General features: G+C 63.5%; 13 protein-coding genes. 4 read left to right on the top strand and 9 right to left on the bottom strand.

Going from position 1 to position 17,701, the window contains the following annotated elements:
* Positions 1-231: 231 nt before the first annotated feature.
* From MESCI_RS10235 to MESCI_RS10225, 3 genes are all read left to right on the top strand, one after another.
* Positions 232-4,386, top strand: coding sequence for a beta strand repeat-containing protein (locus tag MESCI_RS10235; protein WP_013529877.1), 4,155 nt, complete (start codon positions 232-234; stop codon positions 4,384-4,386).
* A 77-nt stretch (positions 4,387-4,463) separates the two neighbouring features.
* Entirely contained in the window at positions 4,464-6,233 is a 1,770-nt protein-coding gene (locus MESCI_RS10230; protein ID WP_013529876.1) for a type I secretion system permease/ATPase, read from the top strand.
* A complete protein-coding gene (locus MESCI_RS10225) occupies positions 6,230-7,579 on the top strand; it encodes an HlyD family type I secretion periplasmic adaptor subunit (protein ID WP_013529875.1) in 1,350 nt (449 codons plus the stop codon). Before MESCI_RS10230 ends, MESCI_RS10225 begins: the two co-directional genes overlap by 4 nt.
* 21 nt (positions 7,580-7,600) lie before the next feature.
* Here MESCI_RS10225 and MESCI_RS10220 read toward each other — a convergent pair whose 3' ends face one another.
* The 8 genes from MESCI_RS10220 to MESCI_RS10185 form a co-directional block, all read right to left on the bottom strand.
* Positions 7,601-8,437 carry a sulfite exporter TauE/SafE family protein gene (locus MESCI_RS10220; RefSeq protein ID WP_013529874.1) on the bottom strand — a complete coding sequence of 279 codons (837 nt, stop codon included), beginning with the start codon at positions 8,435-8,437 and terminating at the stop codon, positions 7,601-7,603.
* A 124-nt stretch (positions 8,438-8,561) separates the two neighbouring features.
* Positions 8,562-9,308 carry a pyridoxal 4-dehydrogenase, SDR-type gene (gene pldH, locus MESCI_RS10215; RefSeq protein ID WP_013529873.1) on the bottom strand — a complete coding sequence of 249 codons (747 nt, stop codon included), beginning with the start codon at positions 9,306-9,308 and terminating at the stop codon, positions 8,562-8,564.
* A 33-nt stretch (positions 9,309-9,341) separates the two neighbouring features.
* The gene (gene ppaT, locus MESCI_RS10210) at positions 9,342-10,520 is read right to left on the bottom strand and encodes a pyridoxamine--pyruvate transaminase (protein WP_013529872.1); all 1,179 of its coding nucleotides are present in this window, start codon (positions 10,518-10,520) and stop codon (positions 9,342-9,344) included.
* Between the two features lie 25 nt (positions 10,521-10,545).
* Positions 10,546-11,352 (bottom strand): 4-pyridoxolactonase, encoded by an 807-nt coding sequence (gene pldA / locus MESCI_RS10205; protein WP_013529871.1) that lies wholly within the window; start codon positions 11,350-11,352, stop codon positions 10,546-10,548.
* A 47-nt stretch (positions 11,353-11,399) separates the two neighbouring features.
* Positions 11,400-12,335 carry a putative B6 ABC transporter permease subunit 1 gene (locus MESCI_RS10200; RefSeq protein WP_013529870.1) on the bottom strand — a complete coding sequence of 312 codons (936 nt, stop codon included), beginning with the start codon at positions 12,333-12,335 and terminating at the stop codon, positions 11,400-11,402.
* A 3-nt stretch (positions 12,336-12,338) separates the two neighbouring features.
* Entirely contained in the window at positions 12,339-13,436 is a 1,098-nt protein-coding gene (locus MESCI_RS10195; RefSeq protein WP_013529869.1) for a putative B6 ABC transporter permease subunit 2, read from the bottom strand.
* Positions 13,433-15,001, bottom strand: coding sequence for a putative B6 ABC transporter ATP-binding protein (locus MESCI_RS10190; RefSeq protein WP_013529868.1), 1,569 nt, complete (start codon positions 14,999-15,001; stop codon positions 13,433-13,435). Before MESCI_RS10190 ends, MESCI_RS10195 begins: the two co-directional genes overlap by 4 nt.
* A gap of 76 nt (positions 15,002-15,077) precedes the next feature.
* Positions 15,078-16,067: a putative B6 ABC transporter substrate-binding protein gene (locus MESCI_RS10185; protein WP_244506860.1), complete on the bottom strand. Its 990-nt coding sequence runs from the start codon at positions 16,065-16,067 to the stop codon at positions 15,078-15,080.
* A gap of 139 nt (positions 16,068-16,206) precedes the next feature.
* Here MESCI_RS10185 and MESCI_RS10180 point away from each other — a divergent pair, with 139 nt between their 5' ends.
* Positions 16,207-16,632 carry a hypothetical protein gene (locus MESCI_RS10180; RefSeq protein ID WP_013529866.1) on the top strand — a complete coding sequence of 142 codons (426 nt, stop codon included), beginning with the start codon at positions 16,207-16,209 and terminating at the stop codon, positions 16,630-16,632.
* A gap of 38 nt (positions 16,633-16,670) precedes the next feature.
* On the opposite strand, the gene MESCI_RS10175 is transcribed toward MESCI_RS10180, so the two are convergent.
* On the bottom strand, positions 16,671-17,681 hold the full coding sequence (locus tag MESCI_RS10175) for an ABC transporter substrate-binding protein (protein ID WP_013529865.1): 1,011 nt from the start codon (positions 17,679-17,681) through the stop codon (positions 16,671-16,673).
* Positions 17,682-17,701: the final 20 nt, after the last annotated feature.

The following is a 17,701-nucleotide window of genomic DNA, read 5'->3' as shown; positions in this document are numbered from 1 at the left end:
CCTCCCGCAGCGCCGGTCAACCTGATCGAAGGATATATATCCTTCGATCAGGTGCGGACATTGACCGCAATACTATCGAAGCGGGAATGGACGCGCCCTCTGCGCCGGCGGCACATTGCAGGATCAAAGGCCGCAATTCTGTGCGCCAGCGGATGCACTTGGGTAGGGGCATCCGGCACCTGGGGGGGTGAATCCCCTTTTCTTGATGCGTTTAAACAGGGGAGAACCTCCATGCTCGACATCACAGCCCAAGACATCATCATCGACGAGACCACTGGCCTTCAGGACAGCGATGTTAACCCGACCGTTCCGCCGCACAACAACGCCACCGTGAGTTATCTCCTTGGCCTCGACGGCCCGGGCGGGCTGACCTCGCCGGAGGTCGCCTTCAAGTCCAACTTCGTGGTGGCCTCGGCGAGCGCAGGGGAAACCATCACCTCGGTCGTTCTCACGCAGAACGCCTCCGGAACCCCGTTTTCCACCACCGTCGGCGTGAACAGCGGCATCCGGACGGTCGATGGCAATTATGTCTGGCTGTTCAAAGACGCAACTCATGCAAACGTCGTGATCGGCGTCATTGGTACCTCTAACCCGCTCGTCGCACCCGCTGCGACCGGGCCGCTCGCCTACTCGTTTGCGCTGATAACCACCGACGCCACCCATGCGGACTTGTACACGGTCCAGTATGTGCCGTTGCTTCATCCGGTCGCGACCGACCCGGACGACCGCATCGATCTGACAGATCATGTGTTCGCCTCGGTCTCGGGGACCACCGTGGCCAATTTCTCTGGCCAGAACGCCGCACCCGGCAATCATGACTTCTACGCGATCAATTCGTCCGGCGGCGCCGCCAGTCAGCTTCTGGTGACAGGGTTCCTGGGGGCGAACAATGCCACCGCCAACGTGAGTACCCAAGGCTTCGGCGTCAACAACCAGAGCATCAATCCGACCGAAACGCTGCAGGTCGATTTCGTCTCCGGTGCCAACCTGCCCGCAGGTTCTGCCTCGCAAATCCAGTACGGCAGCCATATCGATAATATCACGCATGCCGGGTTCACGATCAACCAGATCACGCCTTCCAATCCGAATTTGCGGGTGGACATCAAGATCACCGCCCTCGACGTTCAGGGCAACGAGCAAGGCTTGAACTTCTATGACGGCAGCCCGACCACCGCCGCGCCCATCACCAGCCTCACGCTGATCGGCCAGTCGGGGGTTGCATCCCCCATCACCGCCAATGGTACCTATGACGTCGCGGGGAACGTTGATGTCACCATCAGTGGGCTCGGGACCAACATCGTCACAATCACCGGACTCGATAACATCACCACTGTCAACGTCACCACTAGCAGCCAAATGGATCGGTTGCTGGTTACGGGTGTCGATTCAAACGAAGGGTGCGACATCACCGAGTTCCATTTCTCGACAACGACCACCAACGCCTACACCGAACAGGTCGGCTCGTTCATCAACTTCGACGACGACGGGCCGACGCTTTCGATCACGGCCGCGCCGGTGGTTGGCGCAGCCGAGGTGATCGAGGCGAGCGGGGCTGGCGGGCACAGCCAGGCGACGATCACGCCACCGACCTTCACCGCGAGCGCGGTGGACGGCGTCACCACGAATGTGACCTACGCACTTGCCCTGGCCGGCGGGGCGGCGACCGGGCTGCTGACGACGGAGGGCAACCATGCGATCACGCTGGTGGTCGACTCGGCAAACCAGATCTCGGGCCAGTACGACAGCGACGGCGACAGCGTGCTCGACGCGACGGCGTTCACGGTGACACTGTCTGGCACGACGGTGACGCTGACGTCGTTGGTTGCCCTTGAGCACTCGAACACGCAAGGCGTCGGCGAGGACAACACGCTCGACCTCAACGGTCTGATCAACGTGGTGGCAACGGTGACGGCGACGGACGGCGACAACGACGTCGTATCGCAGCAAAGCTCCAGCTCGGGGCTGTCGCTGACCTTCGACGACACCGATCCGACACTTTCGATCACGGCCGCGACGGTGGTTGGTGCCGCCGAAGTGGTCGAGGCGAGCGGGGCTGGCGGGCACAGCCAGGCGACGATCACGCCACCGACCTTCACCGCGAGCGCGGTCGACGGCGTCACCACGAATGTGACCTACGCACTTGCCCTGGCCGGCGGGGCGGCGACCGGGCTGCTGACGACGGAGGGCAACCATGCGATCACGCTGGTGGCCGACTCGGCAAACCAGATCTCGGGCCAGTACGACAGCGACGGCGACAGCGTGCTCGACGCGACGGCGTTCACGGTGACACTGTCTGGCACGACGGTGACGCTGACGTCGTTGGTTGCCCTTGAGCACTCGAACGCGCCGCAAGGCGTCGGCGAGGACAACACCCTCGACCTCAACGGTCTGATCAACGTGGTGGCAACGGTGACGGCGACGGACGGCGACAACGACGTCGTGTCGCAGCAAAGCACCAGTTCGGGGCTGTCGCTGACCTTCGACGACACCGATCCGACACTTTCGATCACGGCCGCGACGGTGGTTGGCGCAGCCGGGGTGATCGAGGCGAGCGGGGTTGGCGGGCAGGCGACGATCACGCCGCCGGCCTTCACCGCGAGCGCGGTGGACGGCGTCACCACGAATGTGACCTACGCACTTGCCCTGGCCGGCGGGGCGGCGACCGGGCTGCTGACGACGGAGGGCAACCATGCGATCACGCTGGTGGTCGACTCGGCCACCCAGGTCTCGGGCCAGTACGACAGCGACGGCGACAGCGTGCTCGACGCGACGGCGTTCACGGTGACACTGTCTGGCACGACGGTGACGCTGACGTCGTTGGTTGCCCTTGAGCACTCGAACACGCAAGGCGTCGGCGAGGACAACACGCTCGACCTCAACGGTCTGATCAACGTGGTGGCAACGGTGACGGCGACGGACGGCGACAACGACGTCGTATCGCAGCAAAGCTCCAGCTCGGGGCCGTTGTCTCTGACCTTCGACGACACCGATCCGACGATCACGGTGCCGTTCGACGGTGACCAGAACGCCGGCAACGGTACCGGGACCCACGAGACTCTGGCCAACACGCTCAACGCGTCGGCTATCGGAGCCTTCGGGTACGACATGGTGGACAAGCATACGGCCGCAGAATATTTGGCGGGTGCTAGCGATTTCGTCGATGTCAACGGTGCCCTTGCCGGCATCCAGATCACCCTTGACGGCAATCTCACCGGCCTTGTGCCGGCACCCGGCACGACCCCGTTCCTTAGCTCGGTCGCGACGCTGCAGTCGGAAAGCGCTACCTCGGCGACGTTCAACTGGACCGCTAGCTACGACAGCGACCCGAACACGGCTGGCATTCAGCCGGGCTCGGTGGGTGGTACTCTCGTCTTCCACAAGGATGCCGGCACTTATACCATCACCTTGAGCGACACGGTGGAGGGCTTCACCAAGGACATTCTGCACACCAGTGAGCTTCTATTCAAGGAGCCCTTGAGCAACACCGGTCACCCGAACATCGTGGTGGAGAAGCTCTTCGAGGCGGACAGCACACCCGAAACGACCGACCGGGACTTCTTCGTGCAGTTCACCGGCAACTCGAACCCCAACGGTAGCCCGTTAGGTTTCAATGCGACAGGCGATGGCGCGCCGGCTGGATTGCCTAACAATCTTGACACGGCTTTCGACGCTGGCCAGCAGATCAGTAGCAACTTCGAGGATTGGATTTCTGCAACCCAAGCCACGAACGGAGTTGCCGGTGACACGATCCAGAAGGGTGAGTTGCTTACACTGCGGTTCTTCGACCACAGCCCCGGCATCGTCACCGACGACGGAGTCAACAACGTCCCGAACCAGTCTGCCACCGACATGGCCATCAAGTTCGACGGTATCGGGAACAGCGAAGATCTTATGCTGATCCTCAATCTCGTCAACTACGGTTCCGACGGGATTGCCGGCGGCAGCGGCACCGCCGCCGACACGTTCACCACGAAGGCGATGTACGTGTCGAACACGAACATCTTCAAGGCGGGGCAGGTCCCCACCGCATACGCGGCGGACTTCCCGCTCGATAACAACGACGGTCTCGTCATCATCGAGAAGAACGACTACAACGCAACCGGTGAGAACTGGGTGCTCCAAGGCGCCCAGATCATGCAGTCCGGCAACGGGCTCACCGGTACTGCAATCGACCTGAACAAAGCAACCGGTACTGGTACGACTGGTGCCAGCACGGGAACCCACGCCTTCGACGTGACCGACAATGACGTGCTGAAGATCACGGACATCGGCTTCACCTCGACCCAGACCACGACGCCGGATGCACATCTCGACTTCGCCTTCCAGGTGGCGGACGCTGATGGGGATGTGACCGTCCCCCAGCACATACTTGTCGACGTCGTCTGACACTTGACCAGCGGGGGCAGCCACGGCTGCCCCCACTTCTCGCACGAGATGTCATCCCGCACACCAGAGAAATAACGATGAAAACCAGGCAACAGCCCCCTGCCCTGCAGGTGGTGATGAAAGAGGTCAGGCGCGCTATCCGCCCGCTGATCTGGTTCAGCGGCGGCATCAACGTGCTGATGCTGACCGGGGCGTTATACATGCTCCAGGTCTATCACCGCGTACTGTCCAGCCACAGCCTGGAGACGCTGGTGATGCTGTCGCTGATGGCGGCTGCCGCACTCGCGACGATGGCTGGGCTGGAGGTGGTGCGCGGGCGTCTCCTGGCCAAGGTCGGATCGTGGATGAACGCGCGCCTGGGACCGGTTCTGCTGACCGCATCGGTGGAATACGCCGCCTCGGCGCCTGGCCAGGCCAACGCCCGTCCGCTGCGCGATCTGGACCAGGTGCGGAATTTCTGTACCAGTCCGAGCATCTTCCCGATCCTCGACGCGCCTTGGGCGCCGCTGTTTTTCGCCGCCATATTCGTCATGCACCCTTGGCTGGGTTGGCTAGCGCTGGGCGGCGGGATCGTGCTGTTTGCTTTGGCGCTGCTCAACGAATACCTCACACGCAAGCCGTTGACCGAGGCCGCAAGCGCACAGTCGCGGGCCTATGTGCAAGCCGAGGCGGCGATCCGCAACGCCGAGGTCGTCCAGGCGATGGGCATGTTGAAGCCATTGCTGGAAGGCTGGAAGGCCCAACAGGACGAGGCCAACAAGGGACAGGTTCTTGCCGCCAACCGTGGCGGCGTCATCGCGGCTATCGCGCGTTGTCACCGGCTGGCCCTGCAAATGGCCATACTCGGCCTCGGCGCCTATCTGGTTCTTCGCAACGAGGCTTCACCCGGCATCATGATCTCCGCCTCGATCCTGATGGGTCGCGCCTTGTCACCGGTCGAGCAAGCGATCGGCACATGGAAGGCGACGGTGGGAGCGCGTGCCGCTTACAAACGCCTCACCGCGGTCGCCGGACAGCACCGGGAAGCCACACCGGTCCTGCCACTGCCCCGTCCGAAAGGCAGGTTTGAGGCCGACAACCTTGTGCTTGCCCGACAGGGTGGCGAGCACATCCTGAAAGGCATCAGCTTCCGTCTCGAGCCGGGTGAAGCGATGGCCCTGATCGGTCCGAGCGGGGCCGGCAAGACGAGCCTGGCGCGCATACTTGCCGGTGCCTGGCGCCCGTCGGGGGGGCGTGCCTTGCTGGACGGAACGGATGTTGCCCAATGGGCGGCGGAAGACCGTGGCCGTTATGTCGGCTATTTGCCGCAGGACATCGAACTCTTCGCCGGCACCGTATCCGACAACATCGCCCGCTTTGCGACGGTCAATCCGGCGGTCTTCCAGCACGTGATCAAGGCAGCGCAGTTGGCCGGCGTCCACGAACTCATCAAGGGGCTGCCGAAGGCCTACGGCACCGAGATCGGCGAGGCGGGTGCGATACTGTCGGGCGGGCAGCGCCAACGCATCGGGCTGGCGCGGGCACTCTACGGCGACCCCACGCTGCTTATCCTCGACGAACCCAATTCCAACCTCGACAGGGAGGGCGAGGAGGCATTGATTGCCGCTCTCGGCGTGGCCAAGGCGACGAACACAACCGTTATCCTGATCGCGCACCGCGCCAACATCTTGGAGAAGGTAGACAAGATACTGGTCCTCAACAGGGGTCAGCAAGATCTCTTCGGGCCGCGCGACCATGTCTTCAACGAACTCGCCAGCCGCGTCAGCAAGGTGGCCCATCTGCCCAAGGCTGCCCAGTTGCCTGCCCTCGAAGTGGTCAAGGAAACCAAAGAGGTCAAGGAAGCATGAGCCGCCCCCCGGAATTGAACGTCGTGCCGCTGCCCCTTCCGCCGCCCTCCCTGCTGCAACCGATGCCGCTGCGTCTCACAGGCGTGACCTGCACCGGGTTCGCGATCATGTTCCTGTTCTTCGGCGTCGCGGGAGGTTGGGCGGCCCTGGCACCGTTGGACAGCGCCGCTGTGGCGCCGGGCGTTATCAAGGTCGCCGGCGACCGCAAGCTGATCCAGCACCTCGAGGGCGGCATCATCGCGGAGTTGAACGCAGCCAACGGTGATGTCGTCAAGGCCGGCAAGATCCTCGTCCGGCTCGACGATACGCAGGCAAAGGCGCAGCTCGACCTGATCCAGAACCGGATAGCAACGCGTGAGGCGCTGGCCGCGCGTCTCAGGGCCGAGCGTGACGGCAGGGCCGAGATCGAGTTCGATCCGGCGTTGCTCGCCAACCCCGCCACCGCCGCAAAGGACGCGGTGTCCGCACAGCGCGACGTGTTCGCGGCGAAACACCACAATCTGGCGGACGAGCAGGAAATCCTCAGCCAGCGCCGCCACCAGACCGAGGAGGAGATAAAGGGACTGGAAGAGCTTATCGTCACCAAGGACAAACAGATCGAGGCGATCGAGGGTGAAACCAAAGACCTCGAGAGTCTGCTCAAGAAGGGGCTGACCACCCGCGAGCGGAACCTGTTGCTCAGACGACAGCAGCAGGAGATCGAGGGCGAGCGCGCCACCAATATCGCCGCAATCGCCCGCGCCAGAAGCGCCATGGCCGAGATCGACATGCAGATCCTGAACCTCGATACGGTGCGGCTCAACGAGTCCGTCGATGAGTTGAGCAAGGTCGAGGCGGAACTGTTCGACCTGAGACAGGAGGAGCGTGCCGCCAGGGACGTGCTTACCCGTACCGATGTCGTCGCACCGGTTGACGGCATCGTCATGGATCTGAAGGTCCACACCGCGGGCGGTGTCGTGAAACCCGGCGATACATTGATGACGATCGTACCGCTCGGACAACAACTCGTGGTCGAAGCCATGGTCAAACCGGAGGATGTCGAGACGATCGCACCCGGACAGCCCGCGCGTGTCAGCTTCCCGGCCTTCGCCCGCTACAACCTGCCGCCGCTCGAGGGTGTCGTGGAGATCGTGTCGGCTGACCGCATGGTTGAGGAGCGCAGCGGCGCACCGTATTTCGCCGCGACGGTTGTGATCGACAAAAGCGAACTCGGCAAGCTGGAGGGCCGCAAGCTGCTGCCCGGCATGTCGAGCGAGACGATGATCCGGACGGGGGCTCGCACCGTTCTCTCTTATCTCGCCGAGCCGATCACGCAGAACTTCCGCCGGGCCATGCGGGAAAAATAGCCGTACGCCGCCCAGCGAAATTCAAGCCAGCAGCATTCGCCCGGCCGTGATCGCCAGGAAGAATGCAAAGGCAAGTTTCAGGTAGCGCGGGTTGAGCGCGTGGGCGAGCCTTGCGCCCAAGGGTGCGAAGAGGAAGCTCACGGGCGCTATGATGGCAACCGCCGGCAGGCTGACGTAACCCAGGCTGAGCGGAGGCCTGCCTGCGATTGCGAGACCCGACCAGATGAAGCCAGCCACTGCCGGAAGCGCAATAAGCAGGCCAAGCGCCGACGATGTGCCGACGGCCCGGTGCACCGGAAAGGAAAAGCTGGAAAGCGTCGGCACCGAGAGCGTGCCGCCGCCAATTCCCATGAGCGAAGAGACAAAGCCGATCACAGAAGCGATCGCACGGTTGATCCAGCCGCTCTGCGGCAAGTGATCGGAGATCACGAGGTGCTTCGGCAACGCCATGTTGAGGGCCACCAGCAGGCCGACGACGCCGAAAACCAGCCGCAAGCCGGCGCCCGGGATGAACTTCGACGTGATGCCACCGATCAGGGCACTCACGAAAACGGCCGGTCCCCACAGAGTGAGCAGAGGCCGATCGACATTGCCGCGCCTGTTGTGCGACCGCATTGACGAGATCGAGGTGGGGATGATGACCGCAAGCGACGTCGCGACAGCCAGATGGCTGATCACAGCAGGCGAAAAGTGGAACAGGCTAAGCACCCAGAACAGCACCGGGACGATGACGATGCCGCCGCCGACCCCCAGCAGACCGGCGAGCACGCCGGAGGCCATTCCGGTCATGGCCAGACCGGCGACCAGCATTGCAATCGTCAGCCCGTCGAAAACCGACGTGTCGAATCCGAAGTCCACTGTGATTTTTCCTTGATTGGCCGACTGCGGCCTTGCGGATACATTTTTGGCCGCGCCTGTCCGCCCGTCGCGACCTGGGTGCAGATCGCCCGAAAGCGTACAGGGGTTTGGGGTGCGGAATGCTTTAGTGGCGCACCATCCCGGCGTCGACATTGAGCGTCTGGCCGGTGATCCAGCGCGCATCGTCGGAGGCCAGGAACGAGACCACATCGGCGATATGTTCCGGCTGCCCCTTGCCTTTCATCGCCTGAAGCATCTCGACGAAGCCGAACGCCTCATTGTGCGGGCTCGCCTTGACGCCGTCGCTCTCGATCAGGCCGGGCGTCACCGCATTGGCGGTGATGTTGTATTTGCCGAGTTCGGTGGCGAGCGCCCTGGTGAAGCCGATGACGCCACCCTTGGCCGCGACATAGGCCGCCATGTTCGGCGTGCCGGCAAAGAAGGTGTTGGATGCGATGCTGATCACCCGCCCAGCTTTGCCTGCCGCACGCATCTGGTCCGTGCCGGCGCGGCTGACGATGAAGGTGCCTGTCAAATTGACGTCGATGATCTTGCGCCAATGGTCGAGGTCGACATCGTCCCAGGCGACGAACGGCACGATGCTGGCATTGTTGACCAGGATGTCGATGCCCCCGGTCAGGGTCTGGATTTCGGCGAAGAGTGCCTTGACGGAGGCCGGATCGGAAATGTCGGCGGCAATCGCCCTCGCCCTTCCGCCTATTGCCGCGGCCGCCGCCTTGGCGCCTTCGGCATTGATGTCGCTGACGATGACGGTTGCCCCGTCGGCGGCGAGCCGCGCGGCGATCGCCTTGCCGATACCCTGCGCAGCGCCCGTAACCAGGGCCGTCTTCCCCGCAAGCCGTTCAGTCATGAAAATGCTCCCTCAATCCGTGGTGATGTCTGTTCAGGCGTCGGCGTCGATCACGGCCAGCGCCGCGTCGATACCCCTGCCGATCGCCAGTTTCTGGCCGGCCGCGTTCATGGCGCCGCCAAGTGCCGTCAGCGCCGCGATCGCATAGATCGGCTGGGCGGTCGGACCCATATGGCCGATGCGCGTCAGCTTGCCCAATGTCTCGCCGCGGCCAGACGAAAACACCACCCCGTAACGGGCACGGGCAGCCTGGCGAAGCGCCTTCTCGTCGACGCCTTCGGGGGTGCGGACAGCGGTCGTGGTCGGCGACGCGATGCTGTCGCTGGCGGCCCAGATCGACAGGCCCATCGCGGTGACGCCGGCGCGCATGGCCTTGGCGGTGAGCGCGTGGCGCGCCCATACCGCCTCCGGCCCCTCATTGAGATAGAGGTCGAGCGCGACATCGAGCCCGTTGATCTCCGAGACCGACGGCGTGAACGGAAACGCATTTTCCCGCGACCACGCATGCTCCCAGTCGACGATGCTCAGCATCGACGCGCGGGGGGCTGCCTCGTTGCCCTTCATCTTGGCCCAGGCCCGCTCGCTGACGCCCATCATCGTCAATCCGGGAGGCGCCCCCAGGCATTTGTTCGGGCCGGTGACATAGATATCGGCCTTGCAATCCTGCGGATGCGTCTTCATGCCGCCAAAGGACGAGACGGCATCGACGATGAGATAGCCGCCATGCGCTGAAACCAGCGCACCGATGGCGTCGATCGGATTGATGGTGCCGGATGGCGTGTCGTGGTGGCAGACGGAAACGACGGTGATCTCCGGATGCGCCTTCAGCATTGCCTCGACCGCCTGCGGATCGATCGCCTCGTTGTAGGGCACCTCGATCTCGAGCAGATGTGGCGAATAGCGCTTCGCCCAATAGCCGAACCCCTTGCCGTAAACGCCGGAGGCAAGGTTGAGCACGACATCGTCCGGCGTGATCAGCGAGGCAGCGGCGGCCTCCAGGCCAAGCACCGGCTCGCCATGCAGGATGACCGGCTTGTTCGACAGCCGCATCGCCTTTTGCGCCTTGTCGACCACACCCTCATAGAAAAGCTGGAACGCCGGGTCGTAGTCGTAGAGCACCGTGCGGCCGAGACCGCGCAACACTTCGGCATAGGCGTTCACCGGTCCCGCGGTCAGGGTGATGACCGGATCGGCGTGTTCGAGATAGCGCATCGTCTTGTCTCCGGATTGGCGGCGGTCAGCCGTAGAATTGCGTACCGGTCTTGTAGGTCTTGAAGTTGTCCATGTCGTGCGAGTACATCAGCTCGGCGCCATGGTCTTCGGCGAGTTTCTTCACCTTGCGCATCGAATTGACGCCCGCCACCGGATCGATGTGGAAGGCCGCCTGGCACAGCGTCTCGAGGCTCTTCTGCGTATAGGCCGCATCGATCGTGAACATGATCGGCTTGCGCTTGGGGAACTCGACCAGCAGGCTGTAATGGCCGATCGAATGGCCGGGCGTCGAGATCAGCCGGACGCCCCTGGCAAGCTCGACGTCACCATCGATGCCTTCAAAGGTCGAATTCGCCCGTGTCGTTCCCGCAAGCAATTGCCCGGTCGCGCCACGCGCTTCGGCAGCCTCCGCCGAAAAACTCAGATCGGAATAGCCGAGATGCTCGAAAGGTTCGGGATTGCAGGCCTGCGGCACCTCGGTCCGGTGGCAGATCTTCTTGGCGTGCGGAAAATACTTGTTGCCGCCGCAATGATCGAAGTGGAAATGCGAATTGACGACGACGTCGATGTCCTTCGGTTCGAGGCCGAGCAGCGCCAGGGCGCCTGGGATGGTCTGGTGCTTTTCCTGGATCGGCTTTTCGAACGGCAGCACCTTCATCACGTGATCATAGTCATAGCCGGTGTCGATGAGGAACCGGCCCTCGGCATGTTCGATCAGGATCGAATAGACCGGGAAGCGCACTTCGCCGCCAGGGCCGCGGTTCCAGAACACATGATATCCGTCGAGAACGAGCGAGCCGCCGTCGAGCAGGTAGACCTTGGTATCCGACATTCTTGCCTCCTTTATTGGCGCGGGTCCCGTCCGCGCATGAATTGTCCTCAGCGCGCGCCGCGCTCATATGGAATGCCGAGCGCCGCCGGCAGGCTGGCGCGCCGGCCGAACAGCACCAGCATGATCATCACCGCCAGGAACGGCAGCATCTGGATGATGTCGGTCGGTATGTTGATGCCGGCCACTTGCATGGCCGTCGTCAGCGAAAGGCAGACACCGAACAGCAACGCGCCGAACAGCACCCAGATCGGGCGACCGCGCGCCAGCATGGCCAGCACGATGCCGAGAAAGCCCGCGCCATTGGTGATGAACGGAATGAACAGGCCGGCCCCGACATTGGCGAGATACGCGCCCCCGAGCCCGGCCAGCGCTCCGGTCGTCAGCACGGCGATGGTGCGGGTCCGCACGACATCGATGCCGGCGACATCGAGCGCGGCCGGCTTGTCGCCTGCCGCCTGCAAATTGAGGCCCAGCTGCGTGCGCCGGTAGATGTAGCCCATGCCGAAAACCAGTGCGACCGCCAGATAGACGATCAGATGATGCTTGAAGAATGCAGGCCCGATGACCGGGATGTCCGAAAGCAGCGGAATGACAGTCGCATCCGCCGCGGGCAGGCGCGGATAGCTGCGCGAGAACTGGAAATGGTGGAGCAGCGCCGTCAGGCCTTCCAGCCCCAAGGTCAGCGCGATGCCGATGACGATCTGATTGAGCCCGATGCGCACGCAAAGCAGCGCCATGACAAGCGCCACCGCAGCACCCCCGGCGGCGCCGGTGAGAAAGCCCAGCCACAGCGACCCGGAATAGAAAGCGCCGACAAAGCCGAGATAGGCGCCGGCCAGCATCATGCCTTCGATGCCGACATTGAGCACGCCAGCCTTCTCGGAGATCTGCTCGCCGAGCCCGGCAAGCAGCAGCGGGATCGCTGCGGTGACGGCGCCAAACAGCAGCGCGCTGAGAAAGACCTCGCTGAACAGCCCGGTCATGCCCTAGGCCCTCCGCGACTGGTTGTATCGGTGATCGAAATATTCGGCGAGCGCGAGCACGATCAGCACGATGGAAACCAGCACCAGCGTGAAATGATTGGGCACACCGAGCCGGCGCGCCGCGCTCTCGCCGCCGATCGAAAGCACCGAAAGCAGGAATACGAAGCCGATGGCCGCAAAGCCGTTCATACGGGCGAGAAACACGGCGGGTATTACGGCAAGCCCGTAGGCGGGATTCCAGTCTGCGCGGACATTGCCCTGGACGCCGATGATGTCGACGGCGCCGGCAAGCCCGGCCAGCCCGGCCGAAATGGCGAAGACGGCGACGGTCAGGCCGGGAACGCCGAGCCCCGAGTGAACCGCCGCTCGTGGATTGGCGCCGACGATCCTCAGCTTCAGCCCGAACGCCGTGCGCGTCATCACCAGATGCACGATGACGATCGCCGCCAGCCCAAGCAGCAGGCCACTGGTGATGGTCGTTTCGAACAGGCGCGGCAGCCGGTCCTCCACCGGCAGCGTGCGCGTCTGCGGCACGGTCGTGCTTGGGTCGCGAAACGCCAGCTTGACCAGCACATTGGCGAGCGAGGTGCCGAGGAACGTCATCATCAGGGTGGTGATGATCTCGTTGACGCCCTGATAGGCACGCAGCAGCGCCGGCACCAGCGACCAGATCATCGCCACCACCATGGCGATGAGGAACGAGCAGACCAGCGCCAGCCAGGCTGGCATGATCTGCACGAACACGGGAGCGCTGGCAGCCGCCGTCACCGCGCCAAGCAGGAACTGGCCGTCGCCGCCGAGATTCCACATGCCGGCGCGAAAGGCGACGATCAGGCCGGCGGCGAGAAACAGCAGCGGCGCCATGCGCGTCAGTGTCTGCTGGATGCCGAGCGGCGAGAACAGTCCCTTCTCCAGCACGAAGCCATAATAGGCCAGCGGGTCGACGCCGACGGCAAGCAGGATACAGCCGGCTATGACCAGCGCGATAAGGATCGGGCCGAGCGTCATCAGCAGCCGATGCAGGATGTCGCGGCGCGTCGCTGCCCCGCTCGTGGCATCGAGTGCGGTGGCGCTGACCGTGGGTGCGGTGTCGATGCTCATGCGGCAAGTCCGATCATCAGGCGACCGACCTTTGTGCGGGCGTCGTCTACGTTCTCGACGGTGCCGACCAAAGCGCCGTCGGCGATGACGGCGATGCGGTCGCACATGCCAAGCAATTCCTCGAGGTCGGTGGAGATCAGCAGCACGGCAAGGCCACGCGCCGCCGTATCGCGAATGCGCTGGCGCGACGCCAATGTGTTGGCGAGATCGAGCCCATAGGTCGGCTTGTTGAAGATCACCACCTTGGCGCCTTCAGCCAGTTCCCGTGCCAGAAGCACCTTCTGGATGTTGCCGCCGGACAGCCGCGCGACGGGCGTCTTCAGGCTCGGCGTGCGCACGTCGTATTCGCGCACGAGCTGGGCGGCGCGCTTGTCGATCTCCGCGCGCTGCTCGACGCCGTTGCGCCAGAACGGGGCCGCGCCGACCTGCTTGAGGAAGAAATTGATCGAGACCGGGAAGGTGCCGACAGTGCCCTCGCCCAGTCGGTCGTCGGTCAGGTAGCGAAGGCCGCGCCGGCGGCGCTCGCCGACGCTCAGCGTCTCGATGGCGGCGCCGTCCAGCCGCACCGAGCCGCTTGTGGCTGTACGCTGGCCGGCCAGCGCTTCCGCCAGCTGCTTCTGGCCGTTGCCGTCGATGCCGGCTATGCCGAGGATCTCGCCCGGGCGGATGTCGAAGGAGATCGACGACAGGCCCGGCGCATTGTCCGTCGCCGCTACCGCCAGGTCCGTCACCTGAAGCAGCGGGTCAGCGCCGGCGCGGGCAGTGCGGACAGGACGCTCGACGGCTTCCGGGTCATCCTTCTGCTTGCCGAACATCAATTCCACGATCTCCGAGACGATCTCCTGTTCGCCCAGCGTGCGAAACCGCTCGGGTGGAATCTCGCCGACCTTGCGGCCAAGCTTCAGCACCGAGATGCGGTCGCCGAAGGCAGCCGCCTCCTTGAGCTTGTGGGTGATGAAGACGATCGCAAGGCCCTGCTCGACAAGGCGGCGCATCAGCGCGCCCAGTTCGTCGATACCTTTCGGCGTCAGCATGGAGGTGGACTCGTCAAGGATGAGCAGCCGGCTGTTGCGCAGCATCGCGCGCAGTATCTCGACCTGCTGCTGCTCGCCGAGCGACAACTCCGATACCTTGGCTTGAAGCTTGACGGTGATGCCGAGCGTGCCGGTGATCTCGGCGACGCGCGCCGCCAGTTCCTCGGTCCTGGGGCGCTGCCACCACGGCTCGCCAAGCAGGAGGTTCTCCGCCACCGTCAGCGTCGGCACCAGCATCATGTGCTGGAATACGGTGCCTATGCCGAGTGCCAGCGCATGGCGTGGCGAGGTGATCGGCGTCGGTTTGCCGTCGACCAGTATGCGTCCTTCGTCAGGCTGCTGCAGGCCGGACAACATGCCGATCAATGTCGATTTTCCAGCGCCGTTCTCGCCCAGCAGCACATGCACTTCGCCCGGGCGGATCGACAGGTCGACGCTGTCATTGGCAACGATGCCGGGGAACCGTTTGGTCACGCCTTCAAGCGCGACGATGTCGCGCCCGGCAACGGACGATGAAGAAAAACCGCTCATGAAGCCCAGCACCAAAAAACAGGAATCGTCCGGAGGGGTGAACGGATCACCCCTCCGGCAGCCGACCATGACCGCCTTACTGGGCGACGCTGGTCATCAGTGCCCTTACGGCGGCCGCGTCATAGACCGGCTCGACCTTGATCTTGCCGGAAATGACGTCCTCGCGCAGCGCCTGGATTTCCGTCCAGACATTGTCCGGGATCGCAGCGGTCTTCAGCAACTTGACCGAGTCGTCCTTGAGGCCGATCGTATAGTGTTTGGTGCCGAACGTGTCCGCCTTCAGGTCGGCAATCATCGCCGCATAGACCGGCTCGATATTCCACACCACCGACGACAGCAGGAAGCCCTTGTCGATCGGTGACTTGTCGCCGATGACGTCGATGAAATAGACCTTGCCGCCATCGGCTGCCTTGGTTGTCTCGACCGCCTGCAGCATGCCGAAGCTCGAACCGTTGCCTTGGCCGAAGATGATGTCGGCGCCCGACGCGATCACGCTTTCGGTGACGCGCTTGCCGCCGGCCGCATCGCTGTAGGCGGCCGGGCCGATCACCGCGTAGGTGATCTTGACGTCCGGGTTCTCCGCCTTCACGCCTTGCGCGAACGCCGCCGACTGCGAATTCCACGATGGCGGTTCGCCCGACACCACGATGCCGACCGACTTGGAACGCGACACCTTGGCGGCGAGACGGCCGGCGAGATAGGCGCCCTCGTGGCCGCTCAGCGTATAGTCGGCGACAAGGCCCTTCTCCAGGCCGGCTGGCGTGTCGACGATTGCCACCGGAACTTTCAATTCCTTGGCGATTTCAGGCGCCGAGGTGTTGTAGCCGCTGGCATGCGCGATCAGCAGGCTGGCGCCGTCGGAGGCAAGTTCCCGCAAGGTCGGACGAACATCGCCATAGCCGAGGCCCTGGGCCACGACCACTTCGACGCCGGCGGCCTTGCCAGCCGCCTTGGCGGCATCGATGCCTTGCTGGTTCCAGCCGTAGTCCGTGCCTTCTTCGGGCGTGAGGATGGCGATCGACTTGACCTCGCCGGCAAGCGCGCCGCTCAACAAGACACTGGTCAATATAACTGCACTTACACTGCTCTTAAGAAGCTTTAACATTTTACCCTCTCTGTTGTTTCACCAATCAATATTCTTATTGTTATTGCGCGAAAGCGAGATAGACTGCCTAGGAAAAATTACATTGTGGAGCTCAGGCAAAGTGAAGATCCGTTATGCCCTTCCGGTGATGCTGGCGTTATCGTCCTTCGCCAACGCGGTTGAGTTGCACCATGTCGCCGTCCGCACCGGCACTGACGGGCTCGACATGGTTCCGTTGACGATTTCGAATGCGGGCAGCGAAGGCCTCTCCTGCAACGCCGACTTCGCCCACTGGTATTCGGCCGGGATCGCAACGATCGAGCCGGGCAAGAAGACCCGCGTCGAGCTCTGGTTCGATGCGAAGACCGGCACGTTCACGATCCTCAACGGCAAGCGCGAGAACCTGCCCGTCGAGCGGCTGTGGTGCGGTCTGGCGAGCCGAGCATATGCCACCCGCGTGCAGATCACGCTCGACCGCACCGATGCGGCGAAAGGCGAGCGTGATGTGTCCTGCGCCATGGCGCAGGACAGCCTGGTCTGCCGGTAGGCGCTCATCGAGCTTTCCGTTCGAACACCGCGCGCCTCTTATTCTTTTGCCAGGAACGCGTCGGTGAAGACGTCGTCCGCCGACAGAGCCGCCTTGAGCACGCCCTGGTCCGTCAGCGTCTTCAGGGTCTCCTCCCACTGCGTCTTCGTCATCCAGCCGAGACCGTGTTCCTTGGTGTCGGGGCTGGTGAACGTCGAGGCGATGTCGGCGTTGATCTGCGCCAGCAGTACGTCCTTCTTGTCCGCATAGCCGGGCGCTGCCTTGGCCGTGATCTCGGCGGCCTCTTCCGGATGAGCCACGACATAGTCGAAGGCCTCCCTATATGCCTTGACGAAGCGGCGCACGACGTCCGGCTTGTCCTTGATCATCGCCTGCGAGGTGAACAGGCCCGAGCCATAGGCTTTCCACCCATAGTCCGCCCCCATCATGATGCTGAGCGAGCCGGGGCCCCCGGCCTTCGCTTCCAGTTCGGGAACCTCCGCATCGATATAGCCGACGACCGTCTGAACCCGGCCAAGCAGCAAATAGCTTTCATAGGGAGGCGAGACGCTGTTCAGCGTCATGTCCTTTTCGGTCAGGCCGTTGGCGGCCAGGAAGCCTTTGAAGAAGATGTAGGTGGAACCGGCCGGATGAATGCCGATGGTCAGTCCCTTGAGGTCGGACGGCTTGGTGAGCTTCAGCGTCTTGGCCAGCGAAATGATCCCCAGCGGGGAGTGCTGATTGACGGCTGCCAGCGCCACGACCGGGACATTCTGCGACCGTGCGACGGCAAGCGTGGGAAGATCGCCGAACCCGAAATCCGCGTTCTCATTGCCCACCAGCCGCATCGCGTCCGGCGAGCCGGATCCCTTGCGGATCTCGGCCACATCGATGTCGTTCTTGGCGAAGAAGCCCTTTTCCTTGCCGACGAAGAACATGGCGTGATTGCCGCGCACGACCCAGTCGAGCTGGACGTTGACCTTGTCCGCCGCCAGAGCCGCGCTGGAGAAGCCGAGTGCCGTGACAAACGCCGCGAAGGTAGCGGCCTTGATAAGTGAGCGTCTCAGCATTTTTTGTTCCCTTTTATGAA

It is taken from the genome of Mesorhizobium ciceri biovar biserrulae WSM1271, from assembly GCF_000185905.1.
Taxonomy (GTDB): Bacteria; Pseudomonadota; Alphaproteobacteria; order Rhizobiales; family Rhizobiaceae; genus Mesorhizobium; species Mesorhizobium ciceri.
This window is presented reverse-complemented; position numbering and strand designations above follow the sequence as displayed.